This window comes from Kitasatospora sp. NPDC017646, assembly GCF_044329365.1.
Lineage (GTDB): Bacteria > Actinomycetota > Actinomycetes > Streptomycetales > Streptomycetaceae > Kitasatospora.
In genome coordinates, this window is record NZ_JBIRJC010000008.1 from 116,295 (window position 1) to 132,402 (window position 16,108).

Annotated in this window: 15 protein-coding genes; 9 read left to right on the forward strand and 6 right to left on the reverse strand. The window is 73.4% G+C overall.

All coding sequences use genetic code 11. The features are described 5' to 3' along the window. Nucleotides 1-46 precede the first annotated feature (46 nt). Complete coding sequence (locus ACH4J0_RS15380) at nucleotides 47-1,345, reverse strand: ABC transporter substrate-binding protein (RefSeq protein ID WP_396240170.1); 1,299 nt, start codon at nucleotides 1,343-1,345, stop codon at nucleotides 47-49. 173 nt (nucleotides 1,346-1,518) lie between these two features. On the opposite strand from ACH4J0_RS15380, the gene ACH4J0_RS15385 reads away from it, so the two are divergent. Both ACH4J0_RS15385 and purU read left to right on the forward strand, forming a co-directional pair. Continuing rightward, on the forward strand, nucleotides 1,519-2,034 hold the full coding sequence (locus ACH4J0_RS15385) for a hypothetical protein (protein WP_396240172.1): 516 nt from the start codon (nucleotides 1,519-1,521) through the stop codon (nucleotides 2,032-2,034). A gap of 116 nt (nucleotides 2,035-2,150) precedes the next feature. After that, nucleotides 2,151-3,017, forward strand: coding sequence for a formyltetrahydrofolate deformylase (gene purU / locus ACH4J0_RS15390; protein WP_396240174.1), 867 nt, complete (start codon nucleotides 2,151-2,153; stop codon nucleotides 3,015-3,017). A 27-nt stretch (nucleotides 3,018-3,044) separates the two neighbouring features. Here purU and ACH4J0_RS15395 read toward each other — a convergent pair whose 3' ends face one another. Next, nucleotides 3,045-4,244 carry a zf-HC2 domain-containing protein gene (locus tag ACH4J0_RS15395; protein WP_396240176.1) on the reverse strand — a complete coding sequence of 400 codons (1,200 nt, stop codon included), beginning with the start codon at nucleotides 4,242-4,244 and terminating at the stop codon, nucleotides 3,045-3,047. After that, nucleotides 4,241-4,909: a sigma-70 family RNA polymerase sigma factor gene (locus ACH4J0_RS15400; protein ID WP_396240178.1), complete on the reverse strand. Its 669-nt coding sequence runs from the start codon at nucleotides 4,907-4,909 to the stop codon at nucleotides 4,241-4,243. Before ACH4J0_RS15400 ends, ACH4J0_RS15395 begins: the two co-directional genes overlap by 4 nt. A 577-nt stretch (nucleotides 4,910-5,486) precedes the next feature. Here ACH4J0_RS15400 and ACH4J0_RS15405 point away from each other — a divergent pair. Next, nucleotides 5,487-5,960 carry an ATP-binding protein gene (locus ACH4J0_RS15405; RefSeq protein WP_396240180.1) on the forward strand — a complete coding sequence of 158 codons (474 nt, stop codon included), beginning with the start codon at nucleotides 5,487-5,489 and terminating at the stop codon, nucleotides 5,958-5,960. A gap of 514 nt (nucleotides 5,961-6,474) precedes the next feature. Here ACH4J0_RS15405 and ACH4J0_RS15410 read toward each other — a convergent pair. Continuing rightward, on the reverse strand, nucleotides 6,475-7,446 hold the full coding sequence (locus tag ACH4J0_RS15410) for a GlxA family transcriptional regulator (protein ID WP_396240182.1): 972 nt from the start codon (nucleotides 7,444-7,446) through the stop codon (nucleotides 6,475-6,477). A 143-nt stretch (nucleotides 7,447-7,589) separates the two neighbouring features. On the opposite strand from ACH4J0_RS15410, the gene ACH4J0_RS15415 reads away from it, so the two are divergent. The 4 genes from ACH4J0_RS15415 (at nucleotide 7,590) to ACH4J0_RS15430 (ending at nucleotide 11,052) form a co-directional block, all read left to right on the forward strand. Next, on the forward strand, nucleotides 7,590-8,930 hold the full coding sequence (locus ACH4J0_RS15415) for an MFS transporter (RefSeq protein ID WP_396240184.1): 1,341 nt from the start codon (nucleotides 7,590-7,592) through the stop codon (nucleotides 8,928-8,930). 32 nt (nucleotides 8,931-8,962) lie between these two features. Further along, nucleotides 8,963-9,490 carry a GNAT family N-acetyltransferase gene (locus ACH4J0_RS15420; RefSeq protein WP_396240186.1) on the forward strand — a complete coding sequence of 176 codons (528 nt, stop codon included), beginning with the start codon at nucleotides 8,963-8,965 and terminating at the stop codon, nucleotides 9,488-9,490. 122 nt (nucleotides 9,491-9,612) lie between these two features. After that, nucleotides 9,613-9,957 (forward strand): DUF4229 domain-containing protein, encoded by a 345-nt coding sequence (locus tag ACH4J0_RS15425; RefSeq protein ID WP_396240188.1) that lies wholly within the window; start codon nucleotides 9,613-9,615, stop codon nucleotides 9,955-9,957. Nucleotides 9,958-10,056: 99 nt separating this feature from the next. Then, complete coding sequence (locus ACH4J0_RS15430; protein ID WP_396240190.1) at nucleotides 10,057-11,052, forward strand: LacI family DNA-binding transcriptional regulator; 996 nt, start codon at nucleotides 10,057-10,059, stop codon at nucleotides 11,050-11,052. 142 nt (nucleotides 11,053-11,194) lie between these two features. Here ACH4J0_RS15430 and ACH4J0_RS15435 read toward each other — a convergent pair whose 3' ends face one another. Beyond that, on the reverse strand, nucleotides 11,195-12,406 hold the full coding sequence (locus ACH4J0_RS15435; RefSeq protein ID WP_396240192.1) for an MFS transporter: 1,212 nt from the start codon (nucleotides 12,404-12,406) through the stop codon (nucleotides 11,195-11,197). A gap of 523 nt (nucleotides 12,407-12,929) precedes the next feature. On the opposite strand from ACH4J0_RS15435, the gene ACH4J0_RS15440 reads away from it, so the two are divergent. Further along, entirely contained in the window at nucleotides 12,930-14,279 is a 1,350-nt protein-coding gene (locus ACH4J0_RS15440) for a dicarboxylate/amino acid:cation symporter (RefSeq protein ID WP_396240194.1), read from the forward strand. A gap of 270 nt (nucleotides 14,280-14,549) precedes the next feature. Here the strand turns inward: ACH4J0_RS15440 and ACH4J0_RS15445 are convergent, their stop codons facing one another. Beyond that, nucleotides 14,550-14,753, reverse strand: a complete 204-nt coding sequence (locus tag ACH4J0_RS15445; protein WP_030287184.1) for a cold-shock protein — start codon at nucleotides 14,751-14,753, stop codon at nucleotides 14,550-14,552. 419 nt (nucleotides 14,754-15,172) lie between these two features. Between ACH4J0_RS15445 and ACH4J0_RS15450 the strand changes: the two genes are divergently transcribed. Beyond that, nucleotides 15,173-16,087, forward strand: a complete 915-nt coding sequence (locus ACH4J0_RS15450; RefSeq protein WP_396240196.1) for a menaquinone biosynthetic enzyme MqnA/MqnD family protein — start codon at nucleotides 15,173-15,175, stop codon at nucleotides 16,085-16,087. The last annotated feature ends 21 nt before the right edge of the window (nucleotides 16,088-16,108 follow it).

Consider the following 16,108-nt stretch of genomic DNA (forward strand, 5'->3'; position numbering starts at 1 on the left):
GACGGTGAAGGGCGGGCCCCGGGCCCGCCCTTCACCGCGCCGCGGCTCAGGCCGGGGGCCGGCCCCCGGTGAGCGCCCAGCGGACGTCCACGAAGCCGGGTTGCTGCAGGGTCATCCGCCCGTTCCGGACCACCTGGTAGGTGATCCAGGTGTTCACCAACCGCGGCGACTCGGTGCTGGGCAGCATGTTGGTGGTGCCCCAGTTCAGCGGCGGGGTGAGGCCGACGTCGATGCCCTCGCCGCTGTCCAGCAGGGCGGTGATGGACTTCGAGTCGACCGGCTTGCCGGCCGCCGACAGCTTCTCCGCCACCACCCGGAACACCTCGTACGCGACCCAGGTGGTCTGCACGCCCGGGTCGGAGACGTCGATGGTGCGCCCGCCGGTGGTGTCGGAGCGCACCACCGAGCGCAGCCCGTCCCAGATCCCGGCCGACTCCGGCGGGTACCAGCTGGTGACGAACGCGCCGGCCAGCGGGCCGGAGTCGCCGCCGGTGGAGTCGACCACCGACTGCTGGACGCTGCCGATCACCGAGGCGATCCGGGTGTTCTTCGGGGTCAGCCGCCGGTAGGCGTCCAGCAGGTTGCCGGTCGGCTCGGCGGCCATCGCGCTGGTGACGCAGTTGCCGGGCTCGTCCCGGCCGATCGCCTTGCGGGCCACCGAGGAGTAGTCGGAGGACTGCTCGGGTGCCTTGACGTCCAGCAGCTTCATGCCGGCCGGCTTGAGCGCGTTGCCCAGGTAGCCGAGCAGGCTGTCCCCGGCCGGGGTGTCGGGGCGGATCAGCGCGATGGACCTGCAGCCGGCCTCGACCAGCTGGCGGCCGCTGCCCGCGATCAGCGCGGGCATCCCGCCGTCCACCGGGTAGGACAGCGGGCTGGAGAACTCGGGTTGGGAGAGGCCGTACCCGCCGATCAGCGGGATCCCGGCGCGCTCCAGGACCGGCATGAAGGCGTCGCCCCACTGGCTGTAGGAGCCGATCACCGCGGCCGCCCCGGCGTCCACCGCCTGCTGGGCGCAGGCCTTTGCGCCGTCGGCGGTGTTGTGCTCGTTGCAGGTGACCACGTGCAGCTTGTGGCCGTTCAACCCGCCCTTGAGGTTGACGTCCCGGCCGATCGAGTCGGCGAGCGCGGTCATGCCGGGGCGGTCCGCGGAGCCGGTGCCGGACGGGGCCCAGGTCATCACGGTCAGGTCGTCGGCGCTGGTGGAGGCATCGGCCGGTCCGCCGCACGCGGAGGCCGAGAAGAGGGTGGGGAGCAGCGCCGCGGCGGTCACTGCGGCGGCGATCGGACGCCGGCGGCGCCGGGCGATCGTGGGACGGGCCCGGAACGAGTCCCTTCGGCTGGTCATCGGTCTTCCCTCTCTGGGCGCCATCCGGCGCACCGGAAACAGCCAAGACCCGGAGCCGCAAGCCGAGAGGGCCGAACTGCGAACGCTCGGCAAACGACGGCTGAAATCCGGAGGGGTACGCGTGTAGATCGCGAGTGGAGCACGAACAGACGGAGAACGTACGATCGTTCACCATGTCCGCCAGCACAGATTCTTCGCACCGGTCCGCCCGAAACCCTTCTCGTCCGGGCCACCGCTCCAGCACGATGGGCGGCATGCCGCTCAACGACCTGCCCTGGTGGCGCTGGCGAGCCCGACTGCGTTCGGCGCTGCACATGCTGTCCGACCCCGGATTCCAGCAGGAGACCTGGCTGGCCGGACGGGAGGGCTACGGGGACGTGACCGACGCCGTCTACCGGCTGGTCGAGGACACCTGGCTGGACCGCTGGTCCGCCGAGAAGTACGTGGGCACGATGTTCCGCGACTCCGCCGAGGCCGCCCTGGTCGACGTCGCGGTGCTGCGCGCGGTGCAGATGCTGCACGAGGTCGGCGCGGACGCCCCCGCCTCCGCCTACCTCGGCCACCCCGGCTGGCCGGAGACCGTCCGGGCCGCCCGCGAGGCCCACGTCGCCCTGGCCGTCGGCGACGGCGAGGACCCGGACGCGGCCCCCAGGTCGCTGGACGTGCTGCGCATCCTGACCCAGGTCTGAGGCGCGTCCGTCGGGCGGTGCCGTCCCGCAGTACGGGCAGCGGGGCGCCCACTGTCCAGGATGTGACACGCTGGACCATTCACGAACTCGCACGACCTCAGGACGGGATACCCCCAGTGGAACAGCAGCCGGCCAGCGCCCAGTACGTCCTCACGCTGTCCTGCCCCGACAAGCAGGGCATCGTCCACGCTGTCTCCAGCTACCTCTTCATGACCGGCTGCAACATCATCGACAGCCAGCAGTTCGGGGACGGGGACACCGGACTGTTCTTCATGCGGGTGCACTTCTCCGCCCCCGAGCCGGTCACCGCCGACAAGCTGCGGGCCAGCTTCGCCGCGATCGGCGCCTCCTTCGGGATGGACTGGCAGATCCACCCGACCGAGCAGCGGATGCGGATCGTCCTCATGGTCAGCAAGTTCGGGCACTGCCTGAACGACCTGCTCTACCGCACCCGGATCGGCGCCCTCCCGGTGGAGATCGCCGCGGTGGTCTCCAACCACACCGACCTGCGGGACCTGACCGAGAGCTACGGCGTCCCCTTCCACCACATCCCGGTCACCAGGGACACCAAGGCCGAGGCCGAGCGGCAGCTGCTCGACCTGGTCGAGAAGGAGAACGTCGAACTGGTCGTGCTGGCCCGCTACATGCAGGTGCTCTCCGACCAGCTCTGCACCGAGCTGTCCGGCCGGGTGATCAACATCCACCACTCCTTCCTGCCGAGCTTCAAGGGCGCCAAGCCGTACCACCAGGCGCACGCCCGCGGCGTGAAGCTGATCGGCGCCACCGCGCACTACGTCACCGCCGACCTCGACGAGGGCCCGATCATCGAGCAGGAGGTGGCCCGGGTCACCCACGACGTCAGCCCGGACCAGCTGGTCGCGATCGGCCGGGACGTCGAGTGCCAGGCGCTGGCCCGCGCGGTCAAGTGGCACAGCGAGCACCGGGTGCTGCTCGACGGCAGCCGGACCGTCGTCTTCGGCTGAGCGTCTTCGGCTGAGCCGCCACGGTCCTCAGGGCCGCGACAGCAGCGGCAGCGCGTGCAGCACCTCGCGCACCGCGGCCCGGTCACCGTGTTCGCCCACCGGCAGCCGGTCCGGGTCACGGTGCGCGGCGGCCAACTGGCACAGCTCCAGGCCGTCCAGCACCATCGAGGCCACCGGCTCCCCGCCCGGCGGCCCCGCCTCCTCGCCGTCCAGCGGCACCAGCCACTCGCCCGCCGCCGGACCGTCCACCACCAGCCGCAGCCGCCTCGCCTCCCGCAGGGCCCGCCCGCCCGGCACCCCGGCGGGCTCCGGGCGCGCCGCCCGCAGCCCGGCCAGCGCCCGCGGCAGCAGCCGGACCACCAGCTCCACCATCTGCCGCAGGTGCTGCGGCGCCGGTGGGGCGTACGGGTAGGCGACCGCCCGGGCCACGTCCTCGCCGCGCACGAAGCACTCCAGGGCGCGGTCCACGAAGGCGTCGCGCAGCGGCAGCACCGCGAAGCCGAGGTCGACCGGGGTGCTGCCCTGCGGGGCCAGCGCGGCGCTGCGCACCAGGTCATGGGTCTGCTGGCGCCAGCGGGCGCGCACCGACTGCGGCGGCAGCCCGGCCTGGTCGGCGAGCAAACGGGCGGTGCGTGCGGTGACCGCGGCGTACGGGCCGCCCTGCGGCGGCACCCGCGGCACCGGGACGGCCGCCTCCTGCGGCGGCACCCGGCGCTGGGCCGTGGGTGCGGGCCCGGGCGTGAGTGTCGGCGCCGGTGCGGACGGGGCGGCGGCCGGGACCGGGTCGGGCAGGCCGAGGGCGAGCGCCAGGAAGCCGTCCACCGCGGTCAGCCGGCCCAGCACCTCGGCCGGGCGCAGCAGTTCGGCGCCGCCGTGCCACGGCAGTTCGGCCACCTCCTGCCACTCCTCCGGGCCGAGGTCGCGCAGCAGCGCGTCGAGCTTGGCGGTCTCCGCGGTGTACGGCATTCCCCAGGCGGGGACGGGCAGTTCGGCCGGGCGGCGGGCCAGGCACCAGTCCAGCACCTGCTGGCGCAGCGAACCGGGCTGGTCCAGCGGCTCGTCCAGGGAGAGCCAGCCGGCCGCGTCGCGCAGCCGGGCCGCCTCCTCGGCGCACTCCGCGCAGTCGCGCAGGTGCTGCTCCAACTCGGCGGCCTCGCGCGGTGGGCAGGCGCCGAGGGACCAGGCGCCGAGCAGCGAGCGCAGGGCGTCGTGCCGCTCCTCGTTCATGCCCGCCCGCCCTCGTCCTCGTCGCCGTTCCCGTCGCTGTTCCCGGTTCCGTCGCCGTTCCCGTTCCTGTCGCGGTTCCCGTCGCCGGTCCCGTCCCCGTGCACCGCGCCTGGCTCCTGGCGGGCGCGTTCGTCGGCCAGTTCGGTGGCCAGCAGCTCCAGACCGAGCCGCATCCGCTGCTTGGCGGCCTGCTCGCTGATGCCGAGCAGGCGGGCCGTCTCCTGGTAGGTGCGGCCGTCGTAGTACGTCACCGCGATGGTCTCCCGCAGGGGTTGGGGCAGGGAGTCGACCACGTACTGGATGCGCGCGGCGGTGGCCACGGCGCGGATCTCCTCCTCGGTCGCGCCGGTGCCGCGCTCCGGCGCCCGCTCGGCGCCGCGGCGCGCCCGCAGCCGTTCGACCGCGCGGCGGTGGGTGAGCGCGCCGAGCCAGGAGCGCAGCGAGCCCTGGGCGGGGTCGAAGTCCTCGGGGTGCTCCCAGACGTGGGCGAAGACCTCCCGGGTGAGCTGGGCGGCGGAGGCCTGGTCGGCGAGTATCCGCCCGGCCAGACCGTGCACCATCGGGGAGAGCCGGTCGTAGAGTTCGCCGAGCGCGGTCTCCTCGCCGCGGGCGAGGCGCCGCTGCAACTGCTCGTCCCAGCGCGGGATCCGGTCCGGGGCGGCCATCAAGAACCACCCTCCTGCCCGGTTCGCTTGGCGTTACCCAACGGTATCCCGTGGCCGGTCGGCGGCGGGAGGGAATCCGGCAAGAACGGAGCCCCGCCCCGTGGTTCGGCCGCTCGTGGCGGGGCGGCCCGCCGGTGCCGCCGTTCGAGACCCGTTGGACATATGTCGCACGGGTGGTTCCCGAGTGGCGGGCGGGGCGGTGGGAGTGTCCGGCGGTACGTTCCCGCCAGGGCGTGTCCCACACGCCCTGAGCGGGACCGGCGTCGGCCCGGACCGGACGAGTGCCGGTGCGAGGCTCGCGAGAGTGAACGGGACAGTATGCACTGCGCTGTCCCCCGATCGCCGGAATATGCCCGAAGCGCTTGCTGCCGTCCGCCCGCCCGCCCATCCTGAGGCGTATTCGTGTCGCGGCCTGTGTGCGACTGACGAGTTGGCGCGGGCGAGTGGCGCGGGCGAACGGGTCGGCGAGCTCCCGGGCGGGCCCCGGGAGCACCGGGCGAAGAGCGAGGGCCCCGCCGGCCGGCTGATCCGGCCCGATCGGGACGTTGGCCGAACTGCGAGTGCGGGTGGTGGAGCGGTGCAGGTTCTTCAGGTACAGCTTGCGGTGCGGGCGGAGCCCTCGGAGGTCGGCCGGGCCCGCCGGTGGGTGCGCTCGCGGCTGCTGAACCACGGAGTGGACCCGGACGCGCCGATGGCCGAGACGGTGGTGCTGGTGGTCTCGGAACTGGTCACCAACGCCGTGGTGCACACGGGCTGTCCGGCCGTGCTGAGACTCTGCCTGCCGGTGGGCGACGGCTCCGCGCAGGCCGGTCCGTCCGGCCTGCTGCGGGTGGAGGTGGCCGACGCGAGCCAGGTCGCCCCGGCTCCCCGGCACGCCGGTGCGGACGAGGACGCGACCAACGGGCGCGGACTGGAACTGGTCGAGCTGCTCTGCGAACGCTGGGGCTGGTACCCGGACGGATCGGGCAAGCGGGTCTGGTGCGAGATCGATACCCGGGCCCGGCCGGTGGACCCGATGGCCGGGGCGGACTGGGCGGCTTTGGCTCAATAGCGGCTACCGGCAACGGGTTTCGGCGGTCTCCGGCACCGCCGTCGGGCCGGTCGGCGGGCAGTGCGGATCGCCGCGGTGATCACCGGCCGAAAGTTGACGCAACCATTCCGAATTTCGGACTACCCATTGACGTGACGTATCCGACTGATCACGCTTGGGTGCGGCTCTCCGTTGCGAGGGGACGCCGAGGGGACGTCCGTCCGCCACCACGGTGCTGCTGTCCAGGGGGAACGCGTCAGCAGGGGGATCGTGGCCCGCCGGACGCGGCCCGCTCCTCGGCGAGTGCGGAGGTCGCGGCGCGGGTTCAGGGCCCGTGCGCCGCGGTCGGACGGTGGCCCGCCGCGCTGCGCCCGGTGCGCACGCGGTCGGCCGCCGTCCGTCGCGTCGCTCCAGCGGGGCGAATCCCGGCCAACCGCCAGCCTTTTTCCAGGAATCACTCAGCTTCACTCGGGTCCTGTCCCGTTCCGCCGAGCTGTGCCCGGGGAGTGCGGTCCGGTGCTCCGCCGGGGCGGTGCTACGCCGGGGCGGTGCGGAAGGTGCGCCGGTAGGCGTTCGGCGCCACGTCCAGCCGCCCGCGCAACTGCAGCCGCAGTGAGGCGGCCGTGCCGAAGCCGGACCGCCGGGCGACCTGGTCGATCGTCAGGTCGGTTCGCTCCAGCAGCTGGCGGGCCCGCTCGGTGCGCTGGGTGGTGATCCACTGGCCGGGGCTGGCGCCGGTCTCCTCGCGGAAGCGCCGGGTGAAGGTCCGCACGCTCATGCCCGCCCGGTCGGCGAGCCGGCGCAGCGGCAGCGGCTCGTCCAGGTGCTCCAGCGCCCAGGCGCGGACGGCCGCGGTGCCGGAGCCGCCGGTGGACACCGGGCTCGGGGCCTCCACGTACTGCTTCTGGCCGCCGTCGCGCCACGGCGGCACCAGGCAGTTGCGGGCCACCGCGTTGGCCACCGCGCTGCCGTGGTCGCGGCGCACCACGTGCAGGCACAGGTCCACCCCGGCGGCGACCCCGCCGGAGGTGAGGATGTCGCCGTCGTCGGTGTAGAGCACGTCCGGGTCCAGCAGGACCTTCGGGAACGTCCGGGCGAAGAGCTCGGTGTAGCGCCAGTGGGTGGTGGCCGGGCGGCCGTCCAGCAGCCCGGCGGCGGCCAGCAGGAAGGAGCCGGTGCAGATCGACATCAGCCGGGTGCCGGGCCGGATCCGCCGCAGGGCGGCGGCGAGTTCGGGGGTGAAGGGGGCGTCCGCGGTGTCCGGGTCGGAGTCGTGGGAGGCCGGGAGCACCACGGTGTCGGCCCGCTCCAGCAGTTCGGGCCCGTGGTCGACCGCGATCCGGAAGTCGGCGCTGGTGGCGACCGGGCCGCCGTCCAGGGTGCAGGTGGCCACCTCGTACAGCGGGCGGCCGGCACCGTCCTTGGCGTTGCCGAAGATCCGTGCGGGGATGCCGAGTTCGAAGGCGATCGCGCCCTCCAGGGCGAGTACCGCGACCAGGTGCGCCATGCCGTTTCCTTCCCGGGAGGGGATCCGGGTTCCTTCCCGGGAGGGGATCCGGGCCAGCGTACGCGAGAGCGTGGCCCGATTCTTGCGAAAGCTGTCATTCAGGCCACTCGTCCCGGCTCCGCGTGCTCGGGAGACTCGTCCACGTGACCGAACGCAGTGCCCCCGCCGCCTCCACGCCCACCGGCTCCGCCGCCCCGACGGCCACCGGCCCCGCTCCCGGACGGCGCCCCCGGGTGCACTACGCCTGGGTGGTCGCCGCCGTCGCGCTGCTCGTCCTGCTCGGCTCGGCCGGCTTCCGCTCCACGCCCAGCCTGATGATGGACGCCCTGCACAACGAGTTCGGCTGGTCGCTCGGGACGATCGCCAGCGCCACCTCCGTCAACCTCACCCTCTACGGCCTCACCGCCCCCTTCGCCGCCGCCCTGATGGACCGTTTCGGCGTGCGCCTGGTGGTCGTCTGCGCGCTGCTGACCATCTCGGTCGGCGCCGGCCTCACCATGCTGATGCGCCAGCCCTGGCAGCTGGTCCTGTGCTGGGGCGTGCTGGTCGGCCTCGGCAGCGGTTCGATGGCCGGAGCCTTCGCCACCACCATCACCGGCCGCTGGTTCCAGGCCCGTCAGGGACTGGTCACCGGCGTGCTCACCGCCGCCGGAGCAGCGGGCAACCTGGTCTTCCTGCCGGTCGGCGCCTGGCTGGTCGAGCAGCACGGCTGGCGCTCGGCCGTGGTCGTGGTCTCGCTCGCCGCCAGCGCCGTCGCCGTGCCCGTCCTGCTGCTGATGCGCGAGCGCCCCGCCGACCTCGGCCTGCTCCCCTACGGCGCCACCGAGGCCCCGCCCGCGCCGGTGCGGGACGCCCGCGCCCTGACCCGCACCCTGCGGGTGCTGCGCGACGCCGCCCGCACCCGGCCGTTCTGGCTGCTGGCGGGCTCCTTCGCGATCTGCGGCGCCACCACCGCAGGCCTGGTCGGCACCCACTTCATCCCGGCCGCCCACGACCACGGCATGCCCGTCACCACCGCCGCGAGCCTGCTCGCCCTGATCGGCCTGTTCGACGTCGCCGGCACCGTGTTCAGCGGCTGGCTCACCGACCGGGTCGACTCCCGGCTGCTGCTCACCGTCTACTACGGGCTGCGCGGGGTGTCCCTGCTCCTGCTGCCGCAGCTGCTCGCCGGCTCGCTCCAGCCGCCGATCCTCGCCTTCGTGGTCTTCTACGGCCTGGACTGGGTGGCCACCGTGCCGCCGACCGTCGCACTGTGCCGCCGCCACTTCGGCGAGGACGCCCCGATCGTCTTCGGCTGGGTGCTCGCCGCCCACCAGATCGGTGCGGCCGTCGTCGCGGGACTGGCCGGCCTGGCCCGCGACGCGCTCGGCAACTACGACCTGACCTGGTACGGGGCCGGCGCGCTGTGCGCGATCGCGGTCGGGCTCTGCCTGGCGCTGCGCACCGGACGCCCGGCGGACCGGGCGGTGCCCGCCCTCCCGTGAGCGTGCGCTACCGGACCCCTATGCTCCGCTTCATGGCGCTCACCTTCACCCTGGACCCGAAGCTCGACCCCGACCTGCGCACCGCCGTCGTCCGGCTGTGGACGGACGTGACCAACGCCGGCGGCGCGGTCGGCTTCGTGGCCCCGGTCACCGAGGACGAGGTCTGGGACACCGCCGACCGCCAGTTCGCCGGGGTCGCCCCCGACGGCCCCGACCGGCTGCTGGTCGCGCACGAGAGCGCGACCGGCCGGCTGGTCGGGGCGCTGTTCTTCGCTTCGATGCGCTTCGGACCGATGGAGCACTGGCGGATGCTCAAGCGGGTCATGGTGCACCCCGACTTCCAGGGCCTCGGGCATGGCGCCGAACTGCTCGCCGAGGCCGAACGGGTCGCCCGCGCCTGGGGCCTGGAGTCGCTGCGGCTCACCGCGCGCGGCGGCCTGGGTCTGGAGCGCTTCTACACCCGCTGCGGCTACCGGGAGGTCGGCCGGGTGCCGGCCGCGATCCGGGTCGCCCCCGGGGACGACCGCGACGACATCACCATGTGGCTCGACCTGCGCTGAACCCCTCCGGGCGCCGTCGGGGACGCTCCGGGCGAGGGACGGGAGACCCCTGGCCCGCGCCGGGTGTCAGGCATGCTTGACTGGAAGTCCCGCCCCGGCTCGAACCAGAAGGATGTGTCCCAGTGAGCAGCAACGGCCCGCAGAAGTCGCACGCCACGCTCCGCTACACCTCCATGCGGGCCAGCATCTTCCTCGGCTGCCTGCTGGTGGCCCTGCTGCTGGGGCACTTCGGAATCATCCCGGTGAGCGGCGAGGCCGGGGTGGTCTTCCTGGTCCTGCTGGCCGCGATCGCCTCCGCGCCGCTCAGCTACGTGCTGCTGAGCAAGCAGCGCGACGAGATGTCCTCCCAGATCACCACCAAGGTCGCCGGGATGCGCAGCCGCACCGCCGAGCGGATCGCCACCCAGAACGCCGAGGAGGACGCCGCGGACGACGCCGCCCGCGCGGCCACCTCCGGGCAGAGCTGACGCCGGGCGCCGCCCGCCGTGGCTACTGATCCTGCTGAACCGGCCGAGGCCGGAACGGCCGTCGGGGCCGACCGGCCCACCGGGACGTGGCCGGCCCCCGTGCGCCGGCCCACCGGGCGGGACGTGGCCCGGCTCGCCGGGGTGTCCCAGGCCACCGTCTCGCTGGTCTTCTCCGGCGCCGAGGCCGGCCGCCGGGTGTCCGAGGCGACCCGGGAGCGGGTCCGCGAGGCCGCCCGCAGCCTCGGCTACCGACCCCAGGCGGCGGGCCGCCAACTGCGGTTGGGCCGCAGCGGGATGATCATGCTGGCCGTGCCGAACCTGCAAGGCCCGTTCTTCGGCCGGGTGCTGGAGGGCGTCCACCACGAGGCGGGCCGGCACGGCCTGGCAGTCGTGGTCAGCTCCGGCTGGGGCAGCGCCACCCTCGCCGAGGCCGCCACCGCGGGCCGCTTCGACGGCCTGCTGATCTGCTCCCCGGACGACAGCCAGCTCGGCGAACTGCCGCCCGACACCCCTGCCGTCTTCCTGGACGCCGATCCCGGCACCGACCGGGCGCGCCCGACCGTCGAACTCGACGTGGCCGGCGGGATGCGGGCCGCGGTCGAGCACCTGGCCGCCCTCGGGCACCGCCGGATCGGCCACCTGCGCTCCACCCACGCCGCGTACACCTTCCGGGTCCGGCAGGCCGCCTTCGAGCAGGCCGTCCGTGAACTCGGCCTGGAGGTCGTGGAGTTGGGTGTGAGCCTGAACGAGGGTTACGCGGCGGCGCGGAGCGTGGCGGCGGAGCTGCTGGAGCGGGCGGACCGTCCGCGCGCGATGATCTGCGACGACGACGTGGTCGCCTCCGGGGTCTACCAGGCCGCCGCCGAGCGGGGGCTTCGGGTGCCGGACGACCTGTCGGTGGTCGGCATGGACAACGTCGCCGTCTCCGGGCTGCTCGCCCCGCCGCTGACCACCGTCGACCTGCCCGGCGAGGACCTCGGCCGGGCGGGCGCGGCCGCGCTCGCCGGGCTGCTGCGCGGCGAGCGGGTGGAGCCGGTGGCGCCGCTGGCCACGGCGCTGGTGCAGCGTTCCTCGACGGCGCCGGCACGGCCCTGACGCGCCGCTGCTCCTGGCGTGCCGTCGGTCCCGGGGTGCCGCCTGCCCTGACGCACCGCCGAGCGACCTGTGGCCCGGGGGGAAAGGACCGCGCCCGCCGGCCAGACCCCCGGCGGGCGCGGTCGTTCGTGGGGGCGGCCGGTCAGCCCACCGGAACGGGCTCGACGTGCGGCGCCGCCGGCGCGGAGCGGAACCAGCGGCGGGCGCCGAACAGCACCAGTCCGCCGAGCGCGATCCCGCCCGCCGCGCACACCGCGACCGGGCGGAGCGAGGAGTCCTCGGCGAGGTGGCCGGAGACGGCGTAGCCGAGCGAGTTGCCGGTGGCGAACAGGGTCACCAGCCAGGCGAAGGCTTCGGTGACCGTCCCGGTCGGGGCGAGTTCGGCGACCAGCACGAAGGCGGCCGCGAGCAGCGGAGCCAGCAGGATGCCGGAGATGAAGGCCAGCGCGGCCATCGGGTAGGGGCCGGGCAGCGCCACCAGCGGGAGGTAGGAGGCGGCCATCGCGAGGGCCATCAGCCAGGTGCGGGTCGCGGTGGTCTGCCGCCAGTCGACCATGCCGTAGGCCAGGGCACCGAGTAGTCCGCCCAGCGCGGCCAGTGCCAGCAGGGTGCCCCCGCCGCCGGGCAGTGCGCCGGCGTGCCGTTCGGCGTAGGCGATGAAGAGCACGTTCTGCGCGCCGACCGCCCAGCCGCCCCCGGCCAGTCCGATCAGCAGCAGCACCAGGCCGGGGGAGCGCAGCGGGCCGAGCAGCCCGGCGGACTTCTCGCGGGCGGGGGCGCGCCAGGCCCGGGCGGGGGCGGCGGTGGCGACGACCAGGGCGCCTGCCAGTCCGAGCCCGGCGGCCACCCAGAGCGCGGCGACCGGGCTGAACAGTCCGGCGATCCCGGCGACGGCCAGTGGCCCGGCCACGTAGAGGATCTGCTGGGAGGCGGAGTCGAAGGCGTACGCGGTGTCGAGCTGTTCGTCCTCGACCACGTCCGGCCAGAGCGAGCGCAGGCAGGGCTCCAGCGGCGGCATCGCCAGGCCGGCGACGGCGGCGCCGAGGGGTGCGGCGACGGGGGAGCCGGGGGCGAGGGCGAGCAGCGCGTACCCGCCGCCGGCGATCACGGCGGAGGCGAGCAGGACGCGGGGCTGGCCGGTGCGGTCGACGATCCGTCCGAGCACCGGCCCGCCGACGGCGGCGGCGAGCGCGTAGACGGAGGTGGCCAGTCCGATCCGGCCGTACGGGACGCCGGCCTCGCGCAGGGCGAGGGCGATCACCAGGGCGGTCATACCGGCGGGCAGGCGGCCGAGCAGGGTGCCGAACAGGAGTCGGGTGACGTGCGGGGCGCGGAGCAGGGCGAGGTAGCCCATCGGTGGTCTTCTCCGGTGTCGGGGCAGGGGAGGGCGTCTGGGCAGCGGGTCTGGGCAGGGGAGGGTGTCTGGGCGGGGGGCGGGAGGGCCGGGGACGCCGTCAAAGTTATACGTATAACTGCCGGTCGGTCAATCCGACCGGAAGGTGGAGCTGATGGGGTGTCAGCATGGTTCGTGCCCGGATCTCAACCCTCGGGTGGGCGCTGGATCCGGCCTGATCTCAAACAACTACTTTGAACATCTCAAACCTTTACTGCTAACGTATCGACCGTGACCACCTCAGACGCACTGCGGATGCACGGCCCGGGCCCGCTGCCCGGCGCCGCCCGCCCCTGTGCTCTGACCGGTGCTGTGGACAGTCCGCGCCGTTGTCGCGCCATGGGCTGTACGGCCATGAGCTGTATCGCGGCGGCACGCCCCTGAACCGGGGCCCGAGCCCTCCCACGCCCGGCCCCCGCGCCGTGCCGCCTCCTCCGCCCCACACCCCACCGTCAGCAACGCCCTCCCCCGGAGTCGCACCCCCATGTCCACAGCGCCCGAGGCGACCTCGTCGCCGTCCGTGCTCACCCGCATCCGCAAGACGCCGTTCTGGGTGCAGATCGTCGCCGGCCTCGTGCTCGGCGTCGGCCTCGGCTACCTGGCCCGCGCCGCCGACATCTCCTGGCTGGCCACCACCCTGGAGACCATCGGCAAGATCTTCGTCCAGCTGCTCAAGCTGGCCGTGCCCCCGCTGGTCTTCACCGCGATCGTGGTGAGCGTCGCCAACCTGCGCAACGTCACCAACGCGGCCCGCCTGGCCACCCGCACGCTGCTCTGGTTCATGATCACCTCGCTGGTCGCGGTCGGCATCGGCCTGGGCCTGGGCCTGCTCACCAACCCCGGCCAGGGCACCAACCTCAAGACCGAGGGCCTCAAGGCGCTCGACTCCAAGGGCACCTGGGTCGACTTCCTGACCGGGATCTTCCCGACCAACATCGTCGACGCCTTCGTCAAGGTGAACGTCCTGCAGATCGTCTTCATGGCGGTCGTGGTCGGCGCCGCGATCATCAAGCTCGGCACCAAGGCCGAGCCGGTCCTCAAGCTCAGCGAGACCGTGCTGGAGCTGACCCAGACCGCCCTGTGGTGGGTCATCCGGCTCTCCCCGCTCGGCACCCTCGGCCTGATCGGCAAGTCCGTCGCCAAGTACGGCTGGGACCTGCTCAAGCCCTTCGCCACGCTGACCCTCGACATCTACGTCGGCTGCGCGCTGGTGCTGTTCGTCGTCTACTCGCTGGTGCTGCGCTTCGCCGCGGGCCTCAACCCGCTGTACTTCTTCAAGGGCGCCTGGCCCGCCATCCAGCTGGCCTTCGTCTCCCGCTCGTCGGTCGGCACCCTGCCGGTCACCCGCCGCGTCACCGAGCGCCTCGGCGTCCCGAGCGAGTACGCGTCCTTCTCCGTGCCGTTCGGCGCCACCACCAAGATGGACGGTTGCGCCGCGGTCTACCCGGCCGTCGCCGCGATCTTCGTCGCCCAGGTCTACAACATCGAGCTGGGTATCAAGGACTACATCCTGATCGCCTTCGTCTCGGTGGTGGGCTCGGCCGCCACCGCGGGCCTCACCGGTGCGATCGTCATGCTGACGCTGACCCTGTCCACCCTGGGCCTGCCGCTGGAGGGCGTCGGCCTGCTGCTGGCCATCGACCCGATCCTGGACATGATGCGGACCGCGACCAACGTCGCCGGTCAGGTGGTCGTGCCGATCGTGGTCGCGGCGCGGGAGCGGATCCTGGACGTGGCCGCGTACAACAACCCCTCGGGGGACCTGTACGAGGAGGACGCGCCGAAGGCCGTCATCCCGGTGCCGGCCGACGTGAACGGCGCGGCCACGGCCTGACCCGGTTCCCGTGATCCCCGGGGCCTCGTGATCCCGCTACTTCAATCGTGCTCCCGGTTCTTCCAGGGTGCACGAAGGGCCCTCTCCCCATGTCGGGGGGAGGGCCCTTCGGCTTTCCTCGTCACCTCCCCGGGCGCGGCCCGAAAAGGCAGGGGGCCCGCCGCGATGGGCAGGCCCCCTTGGGTGCTGCTCTTGTGCTCATGGTGACGGCTGTCGGGAGCCGCCGGCGGACCCGAAGGGGTCCCGAGCGATCAGAACATCAGAGGATGGTCAGACGGCGGTGACGTTCTCCGCCTGCGGGCCCTTCGGACCCTGGGTGACGTCGAAGGTGACCGCCTGGTTCTCCTCCAGCGAACGGAATCCGTTCGCGTTGATGGCGGAGTAGTGGACGAAGACGTCGGGGCCGCCGCCCTCCTGGGCGATGAAGCCGAAGCCCTTCTCAGCGTTGAACCACTTGACGGTTCCCTGAGCCATGCCGTTCTCCTTGCGATGCGTGTCGGGGGCCACACCGTGTGGTCCCCGGTCCGCTGCGCTGATCGCCCTGCCTCCGGACGAGTCCGAAGTTTTTCGATATTGCTGAAAAACTACAAAAAGCCTGCGGTTACATGCTCCGCAGGCTTCAAGTACTGCAAGGGGAATCAAACTGCAACTGAGGGCAACGCTAGCATGCGGCCGCTGTGACGACCAGGGGTCACTTGCCCTCCGGACGGGGCGTGTCGTAGGTCCGCGGGAGAGGGCCGGGAGACGCCTGGGAGCGGTCGGGGAGGGCGCGTTGGGGGCGCGCACGGCTCTGACGAGCCGCGCTCGTGCGCGTGTCGGGTGGCCGGTGCGAGCCGGCGCGAACAGCGGGCATACGCTGCGGGGAAGCGCACGAACAGCAAGGGAGCGGCGCAGTGGCAGCACCGGACGCGCAAAAGCGGGAGCCCGACGAGCCAGACGAGAACACCCCGGTCAGGCCGCGGGTCGGCCATATTCAGTTCCTGAACTGCGTCCCCCTCTACTGGGGCCTCGCCAGGACCGGAAACCTGCTCGACCTGGACCTCACCAAGGACACTCCGGAGAAGCTGAGCGACCAACTCGTCAGCGGCTCCCTCGACCTCGGGCCGATCACCTGCGTGGAGTACCTGCGCAACGCCGACGACCTGCTGGTCCTGCCCGACATCGCGGTCGGCAGCGACGGCCCGGTGATGTCCTGCCTGATCGTGAGCAAGGTGCCGCTCGCCGACCTCGACGGCCGCCGGGTCGCCCTCGGCTCCACCAGCCGCACCTCCGTCCGCCTCGCCCGACTGCTCCTGGAGGAGCGCGAAGGCGTCCGCCCGGACTACTTCAGCTGCCCCCCGGACCTCAGCGCGATGCTCGCCGAGGCCGACGCCGCCGTCCTGATCGGCGACCCGGCCCTGCGCGCCTACCTCGGGCAGGCCGCCGACCTCGGGCTGACCGTCCACGACCTCGGCGAGATGTGGAAGGAGTGGACCGGCCTCCCGTTCGTCTTCGCGGTCTGGGCCGTGCGCCGCGAGTTCGCCGAGCGCCGTCCCGAGCTGACCGCGGCCGTCCACCGGGCCTTCCTGGAGTCCCGCGACCTGTCGCTGGTGGAGGCCGCCAAGGTCGCCGAGCAGGCCGCCCGGTGGGAGGCCTTCGGGGCGGACGTGCTGGAGCGGTACTTCAGCGAGGCGCTCGACTTCTCGCTCGGTGAGCGGCAGCTGGCCGGGGTCGCCGAGTTCGCCCGCCGGGTCGCGCACGACAGCGGCTTCGCGCCGGACGTGGCGGTGCGGCTGCTGGAGCCGGCGGCGCTGCCGGTCGGAGGGTAGCCGGAGGGGGACGGGGGGAGG